This is a genomic window from Paraflavitalea pollutisoli (genome assembly GCF_029360705.1).
In the GTDB taxonomy this organism is placed as follows: Bacteria; Bacteroidota; Bacteroidia; order Chitinophagales; family Chitinophagaceae; genus Paraflavitalea; species Paraflavitalea pollutisoli.
Window position 1 is genome coordinate 1 of sequence record NZ_JARKMX010000002.1, and the last position, 18,134, is coordinate 18,134.

The window sequence follows — 18,134 nt, forward strand, 5'->3', positions numbered from 1 at the left end:
AATATGCGCGTTAACAATCTTTAACTTAAAGTCGGATTTGTGTTTTCTGTATTTAACCATAAAAAAAGCCCCCAAATAGTGTCTAACTTTTTGGGGGCAGTGCATTTGGTACACCCTCCCTGTATTACTTATTTCTTGCGCGTCAGCTGTATGCTGCGCAGGTTGAAATTACCTTTATTGGCGAGCACCCGGATGGAAAGGGTTTTTCCTTTCAGGTACACATACGCGGGCTTGGTGTATTGCCAGTTCTTTTCGCCACCGGTATTGGGTACCAGCACCTCCCAAGGCGCGGGTGTATCACCGATCAGTACTGCAATGCGGCCTGAATCGTTGCCGGCAGCCACTTCAAATGCCACATCGTATCTCCCTTCCCTGGCCAGGCTTACCGTGTATTGCATCCACTCGCCGTCTTCGATGGAAAATATATAGGCGCCGTTGTCATCAGCCTGTATATCCACCCCATCGTTGCGATAAGCGCCACCCCGATTACCGCGGGTATTGACGCCGGGGGTATAATGATAGCTCGCAGAATCCCTATCGTAATAAGCGTGACGCTGACGGCCCAGATCGAAATCAACCGCTGCGATGGTTGTCTTCGGTCCTACCACCACCGTTTTGAAAGGCAGGGTGGCTGTCGATTGTACCTGACGGAACATGGCATCTACCACATCGCGGTGCAGGATATTGTTCTGGATCTTGATGTTCTCGATGAATTCCTGCAAAGTCTTCCAGGCATCTGCTTCGGAAGGCTTGGGGCCTTTGCCAGCCCAGTAGTCCAGCAGTTGCTGATAGCCCTGGGGTATCTTGATCTCGAGTGGTTGGTTGCGGCCCATCTTCTTATTCTGCCACCAGGCCCAGCCAATGCCATGGCCCTCTACCAGTCCGATCGCTTCTGTAAACCAGGTATTGGAGTTTTCACCCGACTCTCCCAACCATACCGGTACATTTTCCTGGTCGCGCAACTTGAGGAAACCGCGAATGGCATCATCGGTATTGAAGTTGCCGTATTTGTGAAAGCTCAATACCATGTTGTTGTCCCAAACAGGCATAACACCGCGGTAATTGTTACCAAAGCCATTGCCTTCGATGATCACGATGTGGTTGTTGTCTACCTCACGGATGGCCTTTGTAATGTCCACCATCAGCTTGCGCAACGGGATATTCTTATTCTCGGCAGTGCCGCGTGTATCCTTGGGATCCTCAAAACCCCAGTTGGGCTCGTTGATGATGTCATAGCCGCCTATCCAGGGTTCGTTGGCATACCGCTCAGCCAGCTTACGCCAGAGCGCGATCGTTTTCTGCTGGTTGGCCTCACTATCCCAGGTGGATGGTTTGTTGGGATCACGGTCGGAGATATTCAGGTCGTTGCCCTGACCACCGGGAGCCGCATGCAGGTCAAGGATCAAATAGATCTTGTTGGCCTTACACCATTGCAGCAGCGCGTCGGTCATGGCAAAACCTTTCTCGAGCCAGGTTTGCTGACCTGCTACCGGTTCCTCTTCTACCGGTGGCGTATAGAGATTGTAGTGCATGGGCAGGCGCATCGAGTTGAAACCCCAGGCAGCCATGCTGTCAATATCCGTTTTAGTGGTGTGGTTGGCGAGCCAGGCCTCATAGAACTGGTCGGCTTTTTCTTTTCCCACCACTTCTTCGATCTTTGCCCGAATGCGGTGCTGGGTACCGATATTACTGAGCTTGAACATATATCCTTCCTGCAGCATCCAGCCGCCGAGGCCCATGCCCCGCAGGATAACTTTCTCTCCTTTTTCGTTGACGATATCTTTACCACGGGTTTTCAGGAACCCTTGTCCGTAAGTAGTAACAGCAAGTGAAACAATGGCCAGCAATGAAAGGGTCTTGCGCATAGAAGCGGGTTTACGATTTATGGGTGATCATAACGCAGCAGTGCCGCGTTTTATTTTTTCCAGACATAGGTAGCCATCGCGCCGGCGGGCAGCGTGGCGGTGAATGTTTTCTTCTTATACTGCACGTCGAAGGTGGACGGTTCTTTACTGTCGTTGAGCACCACCAGCACCAATTGCCCCTGTGGATTTTGAAATGCCACATTGGTTAATGATCCCGGAACATTGCTCGCGATGCGTACAGAACCCGGACGTACGAATTTGCCGGCATGGGCTATCGAGTAATAAGCCGGGTTACGCTCCACCTCATCCTTGTCGATAGTCACAGCGCCCAAACAGCGGTCGCAGCCACCCCGATCGGTATGCGGTTTCAACTGTGGGTTGGAAGACAGGTTCCACTCGATCACGGTACGGCTCCAGTTACGGCTGGCGCCAATGATGAGGTTGCGTACATGCTCTGCAATATCCCGTTTCATATTACCAGGTGCACCTACCCACTGCTCGGTGAAATACAGGTTCTTGTCGGGATGGGCTTCGTGTACCTTCGACAGCGCTTCGATCTTGCCACCGTACAGGTGGAAGGCCGATCCGTCGATGTACTTCTTAGCGCCGGGATCGTCGAGTATCGAGATGGGGTACTCGGGTTTATCGGCATTGTGGTCGTAGATGATGATCTTGGTTTTGACACCCGCCTGCTGGAAGGCAGGTCCCAGGTGATCGCGCACGAATTCTCCCTGATCTGGCGCCAGCATCAGCAGGCTCGGCGTGTTGCCGGGGTGCAGGGGTTCATTCTGTACAGTGATGGACTCGATGCGAATACCTTCTGCCTGCATTGCCTGGATATATTTCACGAAGTACTTCGCATAGGCCGGGAAATATTCTTTTTTCAGGCTTCCCCCTCTCACATCCCCATTGGTCTTCATCCACACCGGAGGTGACCAGGGCGAGCCCATGATCTTGATCTCAGGGTTGATGGCCAGTATCTCTTTCACGATGGGTATCACTGCGACCCGGTCGGGACCCAGGTCAAACCGCTTCATGTCGGTATCCGTTTCGCCGACAGGCAGGTCGTTGTAGGAAAACACTTTTTCATCGAGGTCGGAGGCGCCGATGCTCAGGCGGATATAACTGCCGCCAATGCCATTGTCTTCGGGCGAAAACAATTCCTTCAACAAAGCGGTGCGGGCAGCCTGGCTCATGCCCATCAGGTGGCCGGCACTGCCACCAGTAAGCGCCCAGCCATACCCGTCGATGCCCTGGTATTTAGGGCCGTCGTCTACGGTGATAACGGTGGCACCGGCTTTCTTCTTGGAAAATACCGGCGCTGCCGTCTGCTGCTGAAACAGGATATTGTTAGCGGGGTCGGTCAGGTAGGTGGTCACGGCACCTTTTTGTGCAGTGGCCACGGCGGCGATCGTCAGGCAACAGCCCAACAAGGCGGTTTTCATCAATGGCTTTATCATATGCAAACGCGTGGATTAATTGATAACTAGGGTACTGATCGAATGCGGCAGGCTTTCTGTTGGCGCTCCTTTACCATCGAGCCATAGGTGGTACGGCAGTTTCTGGTCGGTGGTATTCATCACGATCACCACGATACTGCCATCGGTATTCTTAAAAGCCGTGGTTTGCAATTGTGCCCTGCTGGCAGAAGCTGCAATACGTTTGGCCCCGGGACGGATAAACTTCGAAAAATGACCAATGTACCAATAAGCATTGGTGTAGATCAGCTTGCCCGTTTGTGTATTGGCATGAATGGGCGCAAAGCAGAAATTACCAACGTGGTTGGGACCACCTTTCTCGTCGAGCAGGATGTTCCAGTCGGTCCAGGCTACGGTACCGTTGTTGAAATCGTTGATCATCGAATAGCCATAACGTTCACCCAACGACCAGTTGTTGACGCTATCGAGGTCAAACTTCTCTTTACAACCTTCTGTAAAGATCAGGTTCTTATCGGGGAATGCCTGGTTCACAAGGCGCAGGTTATCGAATTGCATCGGACCACCGGTCCAGGTTTCGTACCAATGAAAACCAACACCCCATACATATTTGGCAGCCTCTTTATCGTTCAGGATCACACTGGCGCGCTGAAAAAGCAGGTCGCGGTTATGATCCCAGGCAATCAGCTTTTTGCTGCCCAATCCCTGCTTTTGCAGGGTGGGTCCGAGGTATTGCTTGATAAAGTCACGCTCGTCTTCTGCACTGAATATGCAAGACTCCCAGCGTTGCTTCGCCATAGGTTCATTTTGCACAGAAAGGCCCCAGACGGGAATGCCTTTTGCCTCATAGGTCTTGATAAATTTCACGTAGTAATTGGCCCAGTGCTGGCGATTCTCGGGCTTCAGCTTACCACCCTGCAACAAACTGTTGTTGTCTTTCATCCAGGCGGGTGGGCTCCAGGGGCTCACGTACAAGGGCAATTTACCACCGGCTGCCGTGATGGCCTGTTTGATAAAAGGAATGCGGTATTGCTCGTCGTGGGCCACGCTAAATGTCTTCAGCTCGGTATCATTGTCTTCCACATAGGTGTAACTGCCACTGGAAAAATCACAGCTGTGTATAGTGGTACGGGCTAACGTATACCCAATGCCCTTATTCTTATCAAAATAAGCGGTCATAAACTCCTGTTGTTCCGCCTTGCCCAGTTTGGCGAAGGTTTCTGCCGAGGCGTCTGTCAAGGCTCCACCAATACCCATAAACGACTGGAAGCTGTTGCGGGGATCGATAAAGATACAGGGCTGTGTTTCGAGGGGTTGTTTGAGGTCTTTGAAGTTCAGCTGACCTTGCTGACTAATACGAAGGTCCGATTGCTGGGCAGTGGTGTACACCATCACTTTTTGCTGGGCCTGGGCCGACAGGCAGGCAGGCACGATCATTATGGCAAGGAGTCTTTTCATCTGAGTTTTTTTCTACTACAAAATTCAATGATAATTCAATGGTCCGGGTACTATTTCGACACCAATCTGCCCGGAATTATGAACCGGTTAGGGGCGGTAACGAAGACTTTGGAACACGCCTCAAAAGTGCTGATTTACAGGGGTTGGGTCCAAATTTCACACTACGCCAAAACCACTACATTTTTAAAATTAAAGATTGACAACCAAGCATTTACTAATACTTCCGCCCCTTCAGCACTACGCCTTTGGACCGTCACGTCGTTACATCGCTTATTTTCATAGCACTATATGGGAGCATTCGCACGACAGAAGTTACACCATCAAGTAACGAATCGTGCGGAGCATAACCAGTATAATCGTCTTTCAACGCCTTATCAAATTCTTATGCGACAACTTGCCTGTATATGCCTGGTAACTGTAATTTGCCTGGTAGCCTTCTTACCATCCTGGGGCCAGGCGCCCGCCCCCAGATTCCGGGCCCTGGCGGTCTATGAGAACGGGGGGCATCATATTGCCTACTCCAAAGCTGCCAGACCCTGGCTCGATAAGCTGGCGGCCGACTCGCAGTTTGTGATCGACTATGTGAACAATATGGATTCGGCCAACGAATCTTTTCTTGCCCGGTACCAATTGATCATCCAGCTCGACTACCCGCCGTATGCCTGGCCGTCAGCCGCTGTTGCGGCATTTGAACGGTATATTAAAGAAGGACGCGGTGGATGGGTAGGTTTTCACCATGCCGGCCTGCTGGGTGAATTTGACGGCTACAAGATGTGGGACTGGTTTTCGCAATTCATGGGCGATATTCGCTTTACCAATTATATCGGCGATTTTGCTGCCGGCGAAGTTGTGGTGGAAGACAGCACACACCCTGTGACGCGCGGATTGCCCCGGCGCTTTACCATCAAACGGGAAGAATGGTATACCTGGAACAAAAGCCCCCGACCGCAGGTGCGGGTACTGGCCAGTGTGGACGAAAGTACCTATCAACCCAAAAGCAACACGACGATGGGCGATCATCCCGTAATATGGACCAATCCCCACGTGAAAGCCCGGAACGTTTATATATTCATGGGACATGGTCCCGATCTGCTGGAGAATGCCGCCTATACCCGGTTGGTCAGCAACGCTATCCATTGGGCAGCCAGGAAGTGACCTGGTGCACACCCTACCAAGACATACACCCACCAAACATTCATACCGGACACTACCGGATCACCCATTCAAAACCAGGATACAAATGAGAACCTTTGCTTTGCTATTTGCTGTACTATGCGCTGCTACTACTGTGACGAGCCAGGATACTGGTAAACGCCCGGTGGTTATTGGTTATGTAGGCGGTTACCGCGGTCTCGTGAATACATCGATCATCGATGTCAAGAAGCTGACCCATATCAATTACGCCTTTGTCGATGTGCAAGGCAACCGGGCATTTCTCACCAATGAGAAAACCGACACGACCAATTTTAGAACACTCAACCTGCTCAAACAACAAAACCCCGATCTGAAGATCCTCATCTCCATCGGCGGTTGGAGCTGGAGCAAAAACTTTTCCGATGCTGTACTGACGGATACCAGCCGACGTGCGTTTGCCCTCTCCTCGGTGGCTATCGTACGCCAATACAAACTCGACGGTGTCGACATCGACTGGGAGTATCCCGGTATGAATGGCGACAACAACAAGTTTCGCCCTGAAGACAAACAAAACTATACGCTGATGTTTCAGGCCATTCGTGAGGAGCTGACCAAACTACAGCAGGAAACCGGCAAGTATTACCTGCTCACGACCGCCACCGGTGGCTTTCCGCAATACCTCGACCATACGGAGATGGCCAAGGCACAGGAGTACCTGGATTATGTCAACCTCATGACCTATGATTTCAGCTATGGTCAGGCAGGGCATCATACCAACCTGTTTCCTTCGAAGAATTATGACAAAGAAAATTCGGCCCATAAAGCGGTAACTACATATATAGCCGCCGGCGTGCCGGCTCATAAACTGGTGATGGGACTTGCCTTTTATGGCAAAGGTGGCACCGTAGACAGTGTGGCGGATCATGGATTCCAACAAAAATATACGGGCAACTTCCGCGTGGGTGGTTATACCTATATCAGGGATAGCCTGGCCAACAAGAAAGGTTTTAAGGCTTATTGGGATAAAAATGCCAAAGCCCCTTATCTCTTCAATGCCGAAGAAAAGAAATTCGCGACCTATGATGATGAGCGTTCGGTAAAATACAAATGCCGTTACGTGAAGAAACACAAGATGGGCGGTGTCATGTTCTGGGAGTATTCCTCCGACCCGAAGACTTACCTGTTAAATGCGATCCATAAAGACTTATAAAAGGTCTATCATTAAAGCGCCTGGAACCTTGTCGGTTCCAGGCGCTTTTTTATTATTGTATTATGGTTAGTAAGTTGGTCGACTCCGCAGTGCTCCCGCCTGATTGACCCGATCATAGACACCTTTCATCCTCGTTGCCTTGCTGCCTCTGTTGCCTCGTTGCCTTCCTACTACTGGGTGATATTGATCAGATGGTCGAAGAGATTCACTTCATTGGAAATACCCAGCTTCTTACGCAGGCGGTATCGGCTGGTCTCTACGCCCCTGATCGAGATATTCATCAGCTGGGCGATCTCCTTGGTACTTAAACTCAGGCGGAGATAGGCTGCCAGCTTCAATTCGGAGGCCGTGATCTCCGGACAGGCGTCTTTGAGCTTGCGCAGGTAATTGGTGTGCACCGTATCGAAGTGGTTGGCAAACTGTTCCCATTCCCCATCGTGGTCCAGCTCTTTATCGATGACGCGCATGATGCGCTGAAAGTCCTTGCTTCCTTTGTCTGCCCCGGCGGTATTTTTATAGATCACCAGGTCTTCCCGCAGCTTGGACAATATCTCCATCTTCCGTACAAGACTCATGGCCGATGAGGCCAACTCGGCATTCTTGTGCGACAGTTCTGATTCGAGCTTCTCATTCTTCAGTTCAATGATCTGCTTCTCACTTTTACCGATTTCCAGTTCATGTTGTATCTGCAACCGCTTTTGCTCTTCGTCGTATTTACGTTGCTGCTCCTGCAGTTTCAGTTGCTGTAGCTTTTTGTATTTCTCCTGCTGACGTTTGTAAAAAACATACAACAACCCAAACAGGATCACCGCATATAATAAAAATGCCCACCAGCTACGGTACCAGGGTGGCAGGATGCGGAACGACCACGACGCGACCTGCGATTCGCTGCCTGCCGCGCTGCGAAACTTAACGTGGAAAGTATAACTCCCTTCCGGCAGGTTGGTATAGTCTTTGTCGGCTTTTTTGGTCCACGGCTGGTAATCATCATCGAACCCCTCCAGGTAGTAACTGTATTCGGTGTGCTGCTCCTGTCCATACAGGTTGGAAGCCACTTCAAAATGCAAAGAGTTTTGCCGGTACCGGATAGCAGGCGTGGCGCCGTCCGTGTCACTTTTATACCCCCCATAGATGGCACTGTCGGCATTGCTGACCATGCGGATACGTGCCAACAACGGATGTTTGTTTTTCCTGTATTGGGCGTAGTTTAGGTGAATGAACCCTTTCTCAGCAGCAACGATCACATTGCTGCTGTCGATCACATTGATGTGTTCGAAACCACTGCCCATGACTTTATCGTCGAGTTCAGAGATATACAGTACAGCGGGTTCCTTGCCCGACCGGTCGATGATACCGATATGTTTGTCGCGGCTAAACCACAGGTTGCCAAAACGGTCTTCGTGGATATAGCTGGGAATCATGCCAAACAGTTTTTCCCAGGCTACCGACCGTACAAAGTCTTTTTTCTGCTCATCGTACTCGAAGATGCCATTGTCGGAAGTGATGACGAGTTTATCGAAGATCTTGTACAGGTGATTGTGGTTGGGCGACAGGATACCGCCGTGGTCCTGGTAGGGCATGGAGACCGGTTTACCGGCCACGTTGAACGCTACCTTGTACAGTCCTTTATAAGGGTGGGCAATCCAGATCGTGTCATGATGAATCGCCACGTAGCGCGCCGATTCGAACACGGCATTGACTACCGGGTTGAAGAAACTACCGTTGGTATAGTTGTAAAAATTGATCCCATTGTACGTTCCGGCGAATACTACCGGCGAGGGTTGCGTGGTATAGAGTGGCTTGAACAGCCAGAAGCCCGTGCGGTCGTCGACGATCTTAATGGCATCCTGTATCACTTCATAGGCGCCCCGGTTGTGCGCCACCAGCAATCGTCCATTCACTTCCGACAAGCCCCATACCTGGCCTTCTGTTTTGGGCACAAAGGCAAACGCTTTATTCGCATAACTCAGGTCTTTATCGGCTGTGTTGACGGGCACCCGGTACAGTCCGGTAGACAGGCCGCAATACAACTGACCGTTGAACAAGGCAGAGGTGTAGCCGGCATTGCGGTCTTCCCCATCAGGGTAGATATTCTTGATGGCGTTGTTATACGCCACGAGGTCGATACCATTGTCGAGCCCCAGCCATAGGTTCTGGTCCCGATCCAATTTAATGCTCAGGATATTGTTGCTTTGAATGCCCTCTTTTTTGGAGAAGCGCTGAATGAACTCTCCCCGCCTGTTGATGACTACACAACCCACGATATTGGTCACCAGCGCGATGCGATCGGGAGATAGCAACGTAGCGCTGTAAATGTTCTTACCGATGATATCCCGGATACCGGGGGCGTCAAAGAAACTGATGGCCCCCTGCTTCAGCAGGAACAGGCCATGGTTCAGGGTACAAAGCAGCACGCTGTCTTGCCCGATGGGCAGGGCCGTCGTCAACCGCACGTCTTTGGGCAGGGCGCCTGTGTTGATCACGGGTTGCCATTCGCCCCGGTTGTAGGCTACCAGTTTTTTGGTGAAGTCATAAGCGATGAGACCTTCTGGCGTGACGGCCATGAAAGCCCAGTCGATGCTTTTGTGTACGGTAATGGAATGTCCTTCCAGTTCAAAGATCTTTTTGTTGGAGCGGAAGAAGATACGTTGTTGCCAGCTGCAGACATTCCAAACATCTGCAAAGTCATTATCGTTGGCTGGCACCAGCGGCTTTAAGGAAGTGAAGTGGAGTTCGCCATCGAGACCTGGTGAGAAATACCCAAAATCGCCCTGCCCCCCAACATACACCCGGTTGTTGTCACCAATGGCCAGCGACCGCACGATGGTGCCACCCGGCAGCGGATAGGTGCGCCAGTTGGTGCCATCGAAAACCAGTAAGCCTTTGTTATTGGCGAAATAGAGCAAGCCATTTTTGTCCTGGGCGATCTGCCAGTTCTGGCTGCCCGCATTGTAGGCCTGGCGGGTATAATTGACAATAGAAGGTATGCCAATCGTATTCTGGGCAAATAGGGCAATACAGCTAAAGCAAAAAATAATGAGTGATGTAACTTGTCGCATAAGGAAAAGCAGTCCTGACGCGTGAAGTTAAAGATCACTCATTAAATATTCGAACTATTTATTAAATACGTGGGCGTTGGCCTTGTCGATCTCATCCTGGGTGATCGTGTGGCCCATATTTGGATATACTATTTCGGAAACGTTTGCATGCTTATCCTTCAGTATGTTGGACGTGGCATATACCCTTTCTACCGGTACGTGCATATCGGGATCGCTGGTACCGATAAAGACCGGTGTTTCTTTAAAATCTCCCTGGTAATGTTCGGGGTAGATCTTATCACCGATCAATCCACCGGTAAAGGCTACCACGCCGCCGTATTGGGTAGCGTTGCGGGTCACATACTCCAGCGTAAGACAGGCGCCTTGTGAAAAACCGAGGAAATAAATCTGTTCCCTCTTAAAACCCTGTGTTACCAGGTCCTTCACCACATCGTCAACGACCCCGATAGCGGAAGTAAGCCAGGGCTCATTCTGCTGGATCGGCGCCATAAATGAATAGGGGTACCAGGTGTTGTTCGTTGCCTGCGGGGCAACGAGTGCGTAATCGCGCACGTTCAGGTGTTCGGCGAGGCCCAGTATATTGTCGGCCGTACCGCCCCTTCCATGAAGCATGATCAATACTTTCTTCGCAGCAGACAATGGTTGGCCTGCTGTTACAATATCCTTTTGGTGCATATCATTCCTTTTTGAGGAGCCTTACTTACAAGTAATTGGCCAGGTCGATGCCAATGGGCGCAAGTGTCTGTTCGAGTTGGCTCCTTTTGGGCTCGAACTGTGGTGGCAATTGCAATGCTTCTCCAAGATGCTCCTGGCTTTCATCGACCGAAAACCCAGGACCTGCCGTCGCTATTTCAAACAATACGCCACCGGGTTCCCGGAAATAGATCGATGTAAAGTATTTACGATCCAGCACCGGTGTCGGGTTGAGCTGACGCTCCAATACTTTTTTGCGTATGTCTTCCTGCTCGGCCCTGGCGGGTGTACTGAAAGCAATGTGGTGTACGGTACCACTGCCGCCCAGACCGCGAAGGCTATCGGGTGAGCAGATGATATCGACATAGTTACCGGGCGTATCCTGTGCTGCAAAACGGAAGCGGTTACCTTTTTCGGCGATCAGCACATGATCGAGTTGTTCGGTCAGTAGACCTGCCGTGCGTTCGTATCCTTCTTCCCAGATCTCTACGTTGTAAAAGCCTTTGATGGCCTGTTCTGCAGGAATAATTCCGTTGCTGTAACCGGGGCGGGCATCTTTGTTATTGAACACCAGCTCTATTCCCAACCCATCGGTATCTTCAAAATAAACCACCACTTCGTTCTGGAAGCGCTCTTCAGGTTCTTTGTGTGCGATCCCAAACTTTTTAAGCCTGGTGAGCCAGTAGTCGAGCGAAGCGAGTGGCACTGAGAAAGTCGTGGTATTCAACATGCCCTTACCATGGCGGCCTCTCTGTAAGCCTTTGTAGGGGAAGAAGGTCATGATACTGCCAGGCCTTCCCATTTCATCGCCATAGTATAAGTGATACACATCCGGTCCATCGAAATTGATCGTCTTCTTCACCAACCTGGTGCCGAGTATACCGGCATAAAATTCGAGGTTCTTTTGGGCGTCGCCTGCAATGGCAGTGACATGATGAATACCTGTAATTAACTTTCCCATATGCATTTAGAGTATTAGTGCAATACTGGCAATTGCTTTTCGATCTGCTTTCTCATCGGTTCGTACTGAGCAGGCAACCGGAGGTTGGTACCCAGTTCGGCAACTGACTCATCGGTGGCAAAACCAGGATTGTCAGAAGCTATTTCGAACAATACGCCACCGGGCTCGCGGAAATACAGGGAGTAGAAATAATTACGGTCGATCTTGGGCGTGATGTTGAAACCACGTTTTTCGACTTTCTCCCTGAACTCCATCAACACATTATCATCGGCCACCCGGAATGCCACGTGATGATTGGTACCACCTGCTACCTGTCCGATCTTACCTTCGGGATCTTCAATGATGTCAACGATCGCTGCGTTCTCTACCGCATCGGTTACAAAACGATAGCGATTTCCTTCCTGCTCCAGCAACTTGTAACCAAAGATATCGGTCAGCACGGCTACGGTACCCTTGATGCTTCTCAGCGTGAGGGTAATGCTGTGAAACCCTTTGGTGGCTGCTTCTTCTTTTACATCATTGGTGGTCCAGGCCTTGCGGCTATCGGCAGCTTTGGATACATTGAGCGCCAGCTTCAAACCATCCGGATCCTGGAAGGGCAGGTACAGTTCACCAAAACGTTCGCCGGTGGCTTCCTGTTTTACTTTAAACTGATCAAAGCGGTCTTTCCAGAATTCGAGGCTACCTGCTGGTACGCTGTACCCGATCTCGGTGGCCATGCCGGTGCCGGCATAACCAGGGGTGATACCTTCCCAGGGAAAGAAAGTCAGGATGGTTCCGGGATTGCCCACTTCGTTACCATAGTAGAAATGGTAAGTACCCGGATCATCAAAGTTAACTGTCTTCTTTACTAAGCGCAAACCCAGCACCCTGGTATAAAAATCAAAATTACGTTGGGCATTTCCTGCGATGGCAGTGATATGGTGCAAGCCCAATATCCTGTTGTTCATAAAAATGGTCTCCTTATGCTTGTTTAATTAACTGGAACTCGCCGGCAAATTTCACTTCATCACTTACGACTACACTTCCTGCTTCTGTTACGGCGCCCCAGCCCAATCCAAATTCTTTACGATTCAATTTTCCGGTTACGGTGAAACCAGCTTTTGTTTGTCCGTAGGGGTCTACAGTGATACCACCAAATTCAACATTGGCCACTACATTACCGGTTACGCCTCTCAGGGTCAGCGCACCTTGCAGTTTGCCTTCTTCCTTGGTTCCGGTGTATTTGATACCGCTGAACTTGATCTCGTTGAATTCTTCTGCATTGAAGAAATCAGCGGAACGGAGGTGATTGTCTCTTTGTTCGTTGTTGGTATCGATAGAGCTTACATCGGCCGTGAACTCGATTTTGGAAGCGTTCGTGAAATCATCGCCAGGTGTATCCACTTCGAGGTTGAACTTCTTGAAATAACCTGTCACGGTGGTGATCATCAGGTGTTTTACTTTGAACTGAATTTCGCTGTGTGCTGGATCGAGAATCCATTTAGTCTTTGACATGTTGTGTTAATTTATTGATTATCAATTTGTGTTTGTGTCATATTGACTATACAAAGTTGCAACATTAATAGGACTTGGGGAATAGCTATACGGCGGAAAGAGTTGTACATTTTATGGGTCGTAGTCGGACAGCGGGCAAAAGCAGCAAATTCGAAAGTGGTGTTCCTGGTTGAGGGGGCTGCGTTTTTTCCAGGGTACCACCATCACGTAAGTATTCAGAACCAATATATTGAATAGAAAAACACTTATTTCAATAAGCGAACGGTGTACCTGTTCAGCTGACTGGGTGACGTTGCTGCAAAAGATGGTCCACCCAGAAAGATCCTGTGCGGTCGGCGGTTATTAGGAAGGCAGCTTCAATAGTTGTACATCACAATGCAAAATGACCTCGTCGGAGAGCAGTAAGCCGTGTTTGTCGATGTGCTGGTTCCAGGTAATGTTGAAATCTTTGCGGTTCAATTTGGCATCCAGCGTAAATCCAGCTTTTACATTACCCATGGGATCGGGAGAAGATCCTACATGCTGCGCCTGCAGGGTAATATCCTGGTCGATGCCTTTGATCGTCAGGGTGCCGTTAGCCTCAATCTGATCCCCCTGCACCCGTACTTGTTTCGACTTCCAGGTAATCATGGGGAAGTTCGCCGCATCGAAGAAATCGGTTGAGCGCAGGTGGTTGTCTCTTTCTTCATTGCCGGTATACACGGAATTGGTATAGATCGTCAACTGGGCCTGGCTTCCGTTGAAGTTGTCTTCGGTCGTTACGACAGATCCTTCGAACTGGTTGAACCAGCCTGATACGGGAGTCAGCAACAGATACTTCGTATCGAACCTGATCCTGGAATGCACGGGATCGATCACCCAAACCGATTCTTTCTTTTTTTCTTCCATACCTAACCTTTATACCGCAGAGCCTCGATGCAGCCTGCTTAATGAGCTGTGAATATAATATGGTAATGTACTGTCGCCAAATTAATTATGACTAAACCGCCACGGGTTGCCGCGCAAGCCGGCATCCTGTGACGGTTAGTACTGCTGCTGTTATAACCATCTGTTATCGACTAACGTAAATGCGATCGTAACATCCAGGCCATTTTCTCGTGGGTTTCTACCAGTCCGGTGATGAAGTCGCTGGTACCCGCATCCTGCAGTTCGTTGGCAAAACGATTGATATTGCCGCGCAGGAAGACGATGATGCTTTCATGATCACCCAAAAGTTCCTTTTCGTACCCCGCGCTGGTGTTCGGTTCGCGGATCAATTCGGTGAGGTGCGTCAGTTGCAGGAATTGCTTGAGGGTGGCAGGTGCATAATGTCCGATGGAACGGATACGTTCTGCCACATCATCCATGATCTCGTCCAACTGCTCGTACTGTGCTTCAAAGAACTTATGCTTGGAGTAAAAATCCGGGCCTTCCACATTCCAGTGCGCGTTGCGGGTCTTTGTGTACAACAGATACTCGTCGGCCAATAATTTGGTCAGGGTATGCGCTACTTCTGTCAGGTGCTGCTGATCGATGCCTATTGCGGGTGCCATAGTTTTTGTTTTGTGTGGTATGCAATGATGCTTTACAAAACTACTGGCGGCCGCCCCGCCAATCAATTGACAATTGGAGGATAGAGATGTATATTTTATAGGTACCCGGCCGCCAGGCTGGCCCTTTTCGCCTGCCTAGGCCTTCTGGAACTGGTAAGCCGTCTGCTTCTTGAAATCGGTAAAGCTTTGTCCGGACACATTCTTGAAAAACTTACTAAAATGGGCGATATCATCGAAACCAAGGTGGTAAGCGATCTCCTTCATACTGGAATCGGAATAGGTAGCATGCCGCTTGGCCTCCAGTACGATCCTTTGTTGTATATGGTGACTGGCCGGAAATCCCGACACTTTCTTCACCACTTCGTTGAGGTAGTTGGGGGTCACGGACAGGTGTTCGGCATATTCCGTGACCTTCTTATGGGTGATGAACTTATTCTCTATGACGTTAAAGAATTTCTTGACCAGGTCGGCATTCCTCGTTTGCCCGATGGCCTGACTGTTGGTGTCGGTTTGACGGGCGAGGTAGATCAATAATATCTTGAAATAGCCGATCAGGATCTCTGACCGTAGCAGGAAGAAGTTTTCAAACTCCCGGGTGATCTTACGGATCAACAGGTTGACCTCATGGGCCGACTCATCATCGAGGGTGGCCACCAGTGTGCCGGGGGCTGTAGTAGGCCCCTGATCGCTAAACCAACCGCCTGGCCGGTCCTGCGCCAGGAAGAGGAACTCCTTCGAGAAGGAGATCACATACCCACCGACCTGGTCGCAATCTTTCAGCTGGTGCACCTGCCCGGGTGCCGCGCAACAGATCATATTGGCCCCCACAGTATGCCTGGTGAGGTCGACAAGGTAGGTACCCCGGCCTTCGCTGATCCAGGTAAACTCGTAATAACCGTGCCTGTGCGGCGCTTGGTTCTGTTGACGGTTGCGTTCCATCCATCCGATGGGTCGTATCTCAAAGGGCAGGTTGTTGGCCTGAAATGGTATGCTTTCGCTAAGGTCGGTTACGGTTTTCCCCTGTTGTTTTTCGCGTAACATATCGATTGGTTTTTGGCAGTGGTCGGGCAAGTCGACCAGGTGAACGGGCATGTTGTTTACATCTACCAGATTCCAAATGCCAAGCCACAATATGCCGGAATTAAAATACCGGGCAAGGCGAAGTATAAAACGCAGTCTGGGAGTGCATCCGGCTCGATTAGCGGTTTTGCTGTATATGTGCAGCGTAGGTACGAGACTCCGAAAAAATCGGAGCTTTTTTACTAAACTCCGACAAAGTTGGAGCGCCGAAGGTTTAAAACGGTGTATTATCAGGTAACCAGTGTTGCTTATAGCTGTTCCTTCCGGATACCCAGCTTTTGCATGCGCGACTCGAGGGTAGTCGGCTTGAGGTTGAGCAGTTGCGCAGCACCCCCTTCGCCGCGAATACGGCCGTGAACCTTTCGCAGTACCGCGAGGATGTATTCGCGTTCTGCATCATCCTGCATCTTCCTGATGTCGGTCAGTGATTGCGCCTGCGATACTGTTTGCACGGCTGCATTACTATTGGTAATGGCGTGGAAAGCCGTTGCCTGTAAGGGCCTTTTGAGGGAAAGTAAAACATTGCTCTCATTGAGGATCACTGCCTGCTCGATCACATTCTCCAGTTCGCGGATATTACCCGGCCAATGCCAGGTCTCGAGCTCCTGCATCATGGCTGGCGTGATGCCGATAAAAGGCTTGTTGTTGCGACGGCTCGACAGGGTGGCAAAATGATTTGCCAGGTGTTTGATGTCTTCTTTTCTTTCCCGCAAGGGAGGCAATACGAGGGGGAATACGTTTAAACGATAATATAGGTCTAACCGAAAACGTCCTTCTGCCACTTCTTTTTCGAGCAGGCGATTGGTAGCCGTTACGATCCTGACGTTGACTTTAAACGGTGATTTACCGCCAATACGTTCAATCTCTTTTTCCTGCAGTACCCGTAGCAGCTTTACCTGCATTTCCAGGGGCATTTCGCCGATCTCATCCAGGAAAAGGGTACCGCCATCTGCCTGTTCAAACTTACCTATGCGCCGGTCGATGGCACCGGTAAAGGCGCCTTTTTCATGTCCGAATAATTCGGACTCGATGAGCGTAGCGGGCAGTGCCGCACAATTGATCTTGACAAATGGCATCGCCGACCTGGGCGATTGATGATGTATGCAATGGGCAATTCTTTCCTTACCGGTGCCACTTTCACCGAGGATCAACACCGAAGTTTCGAGTGGCGCTACCTGGGCTACGTGGTCCAGTACACTCAGCAATTGATGGCTGTTGCCGACGATGCCCTCAAAACCTGCCCGGCTATCGGGCTTGGACAATCCAGTGGCGGCACGACGTACCATCTCCAGCGGTTGTTCTTTAACCCTTTCTTCCATCAGCGTGGCCAATTCCGAACTCAATCTTTGCAGTAGGGCCAGGTGACCGGCATGCCAGGCATCGGGCTTGCGGCTATAAAAGGAATAGTTGTAGGAATGATTGCCTGTACCGGCCGGTAACTGCAGCAGCGACTGCAGGTCGAAGGTTTCGGTCAGCAATTCTTTCAGGGGATCAGATTGACAGGCTTGCTGGTAAGCCGCGCCATTGAACCATTGGGCGGTGATGTTTTGTGGGGCCGGCTGCAAGCGGGCCCATTCCTGCTTCGACACACCGGTTACCGTCTGGAACTCGGCGGCTGCCATACTCTGGTATTCTTCGAATCCAATCCGTAGCATACCGAGGGTAAAAGGTTCCTGCCCCACCTTGCTGATCATCAGCAGATCGACGGGAATAAAGGGCTGCAGCGCTTTCAACATCAGCAGCAACTTGTCACGTACCGGTAATGGCTGATTGGCCACCGCATGCAGGTGATCCAGCAAAATGGCTTCCTGCCGGAGGCCCGCTTCCAGGCTGTGCTTATGACGGTACCGGGCGATATCCAGGGACACCAATACATCCCGCGCCCGAAAAGGCTTCACCAGGAAACCATAAGGCTCCGTGGCCTTGGCCGCCTCCAGCACTTGCTGGTTGGAGTTGGCAGAAATATAGATGAAGGCGATGTGTTGCTCACGCAATTGATGCGCCAGTTCGATGCCGGTAACCTTTCCTTTCAGGAAGATATCCAGGAGCACGAAGCCTGGCTTTTCGCGGCTGATAATCTCCCTAGCCTCCGCGACCGAAGCTGCAATACCACATACCCGATAGCCTGCGCGCTCAAGGATCAGTTTAAGATCATTGGCGACAATGAATTCATCTTCTACAATCAGTATCTGGTCGGTCATGCTTTCGC

Annotated in this window: 14 protein-coding genes; 2 read left to right on the forward strand and 12 right to left on the reverse strand. The window is 50.6% G+C overall.

From position 1 onward, the window contains the following. Positions 1-128 precede the first annotated feature (128 nt). The 3 genes from P2W70_RS04770 to P2W70_RS04780 are packed head-to-tail and all read right to left on the reverse strand — an operon-like array spanning position 129 to position 4,759. Positions 129-1,865 (reverse strand): cellulase family glycosylhydrolase, encoded by a 1,737-nt coding sequence (locus P2W70_RS04770; protein WP_276480293.1) that lies wholly within the window; start codon positions 1,863-1,865, stop codon positions 129-131. Positions 1,866-1,915: 50 nt separating this feature from the next. Then, on the reverse strand, positions 1,916-3,325 hold the full coding sequence (locus P2W70_RS04775; protein WP_276480294.1) for a glycoside hydrolase family 30 protein: 1,410 nt from the start codon (positions 3,323-3,325) through the stop codon (positions 1,916-1,918). A 15-nt stretch (positions 3,326-3,340) separates the two neighbouring features. After that, a complete protein-coding gene (locus tag P2W70_RS04780) occupies positions 3,341-4,759 on the reverse strand; it encodes a glycoside hydrolase family 30 protein (RefSeq protein ID WP_276480295.1) in 1,419 nt (472 codons plus the stop codon). Positions 4,760-5,143: 384 nt separating this feature from the next. Between P2W70_RS04780 and P2W70_RS04785 the strand changes: the two genes are divergently transcribed. Then, positions 5,144-5,914 carry a ThuA domain-containing protein gene (locus P2W70_RS04785; RefSeq protein ID WP_276480296.1) on the forward strand — a complete coding sequence of 257 codons (771 nt, stop codon included), beginning with the start codon at positions 5,144-5,146 and terminating at the stop codon, positions 5,912-5,914. 85 nt (positions 5,915-5,999) lie between these two features. Continuing rightward, on the forward strand, positions 6,000-7,103 hold the full coding sequence (locus P2W70_RS04790) for a glycoside hydrolase family 18 protein (RefSeq protein ID WP_276480297.1): 1,104 nt from the start codon (positions 6,000-6,002) through the stop codon (positions 7,101-7,103). A 170-nt stretch (positions 7,104-7,273) separates the two neighbouring features. Here P2W70_RS04790 and P2W70_RS04795 read toward each other — a convergent pair whose 3' ends face one another. From P2W70_RS04795 to P2W70_RS04835, 9 genes are all read right to left on the reverse strand, one after another. Further along, positions 7,274-10,162: a ligand-binding sensor domain-containing protein gene (locus tag P2W70_RS04795; protein ID WP_276480298.1), complete on the reverse strand. Its 2,889-nt coding sequence runs from the start codon at positions 10,160-10,162 to the stop codon at positions 7,274-7,276. Positions 10,163-10,216: 54 nt separating this feature from the next. Beyond that, a complete protein-coding gene (locus tag P2W70_RS04800; RefSeq protein ID WP_276480299.1) occupies positions 10,217-10,837 on the reverse strand; it encodes an alpha/beta hydrolase in 621 nt (206 codons plus the stop codon). A gap of 25 nt (positions 10,838-10,862) precedes the next feature. Next, the gene (locus P2W70_RS04805; RefSeq protein WP_276480300.1) at positions 10,863-11,816 is read right to left on the reverse strand and encodes a ring-cleaving dioxygenase; all 954 of its coding nucleotides are present in this window, start codon (positions 11,814-11,816) and stop codon (positions 10,863-10,865) included. A 14-nt stretch (positions 11,817-11,830) separates the two neighbouring features. Beyond that, positions 11,831-12,766, reverse strand: coding sequence for a ring-cleaving dioxygenase (locus tag P2W70_RS04810; protein WP_276480301.1), 936 nt, complete (start codon positions 12,764-12,766; stop codon positions 11,831-11,833). Positions 12,767-12,779: 13 nt separating this feature from the next. Further along, on the reverse strand, positions 12,780-13,313 hold the full coding sequence (locus P2W70_RS04815; RefSeq protein WP_276480302.1) for a YceI family protein: 534 nt from the start codon (positions 13,311-13,313) through the stop codon (positions 12,780-12,782). A gap of 342 nt (positions 13,314-13,655) precedes the next feature. Beyond that, on the reverse strand, positions 13,656-14,201 hold the full coding sequence (locus P2W70_RS04820) for a YceI family protein (RefSeq protein WP_276480303.1): 546 nt from the start codon (positions 14,199-14,201) through the stop codon (positions 13,656-13,658). Between the two features lie 170 nt (positions 14,202-14,371). Then, a complete protein-coding gene (locus P2W70_RS04825) occupies positions 14,372-14,845 on the reverse strand; it encodes a Dps family protein (RefSeq protein ID WP_276480304.1) in 474 nt (157 codons plus the stop codon). Between the two features lie 135 nt (positions 14,846-14,980). Further along, a complete protein-coding gene (locus P2W70_RS04830; protein ID WP_276480305.1) occupies positions 14,981-15,886 on the reverse strand; it encodes an AraC family transcriptional regulator in 906 nt (301 codons plus the stop codon). Positions 15,887-16,173: 287 nt separating this feature from the next. After that, complete coding sequence (locus P2W70_RS04835) at positions 16,174-18,126, reverse strand: sigma 54-interacting transcriptional regulator (RefSeq protein WP_276480306.1); 1,953 nt, start codon at positions 18,124-18,126, stop codon at positions 16,174-16,176. Positions 18,127-18,134 lie beyond the last annotated feature (8 nt).

Excerpts from the sequence above, each read along its gene's own strand:
- P2W70_RS04770 (WP_276480293.1), bottom strand. The coding sequence starts at position 1,865 with ATGCGCAAGACCCTTTCATTGCTGGCCATTGTTTCACTTGCTGTTACT.
- P2W70_RS04775 (WP_276480294.1), bottom strand. The coding sequence starts at position 3,325 with ATGATAAAGCCATTGATGAAAACCGCCTTGTTGGGCTGTTGCCTGACG.
- P2W70_RS04780 (WP_276480295.1), bottom strand. The coding sequence starts at position 4,759 with ATGAAAAGACTCCTTGCCATAATGATCGTGCCTGCCTGCCTGTCGGCC.
- P2W70_RS04785 (WP_276480296.1), top strand. The coding sequence starts at position 5,144 with ATGCGACAACTTGCCTGTATATGCCTGGTAACTGTAATTTGCCTGGTA.
- P2W70_RS04790 (WP_276480297.1), top strand. The coding sequence starts at position 6,000 with ATGAGAACCTTTGCTTTGCTATTTGCTGTACTATGCGCTGCTACTACT.
- P2W70_RS04795 (WP_276480298.1), bottom strand. The coding sequence starts at position 10,162 with ATGCGACAAGTTACATCACTCATTATTTTTTGCTTTAGCTGTATTGCC.
- P2W70_RS04800 (WP_276480299.1), bottom strand. The coding sequence starts at position 10,837 with ATGCACCAAAAGGATATTGTAACAGCAGGCCAACCATTGTCTGCTGCG.
- P2W70_RS04805 (WP_276480300.1), bottom strand. The coding sequence starts at position 11,816 with ATGGGAAAGTTAATTACAGGTATTCATCATGTCACTGCCATTGCAGGC.
- P2W70_RS04810 (WP_276480301.1), bottom strand. The coding sequence starts at position 12,766 with ATGAACAACAGGATATTGGGCTTGCACCATATCACTGCCATCGCAGGA.
- P2W70_RS04815 (WP_276480302.1), bottom strand. The coding sequence starts at position 13,313 with ATGTCAAAGACTAAATGGATTCTCGATCCAGCACACAGCGAAATTCAG.
- P2W70_RS04820 (WP_276480303.1), bottom strand. The coding sequence starts at position 14,201 with ATGGAAGAAAAAAAGAAAGAATCGGTTTGGGTGATCGATCCCGTGCAT.
- P2W70_RS04825 (WP_276480304.1), bottom strand. The coding sequence starts at position 14,845 with ATGGCACCCGCAATAGGCATCGATCAGCAGCACCTGACAGAAGTAGCG.
- P2W70_RS04830 (WP_276480305.1), bottom strand. The coding sequence starts at position 15,886 with ATGTTACGCGAAAAACAACAGGGGAAAACCGTAACCGACCTTAGCGAA.
- P2W70_RS04835 (WP_276480306.1), bottom strand. The coding sequence starts at position 18,126 with ATGACCGACCAGATACTGATTGTAGAAGATGAATTCATTGTCGCCAAT.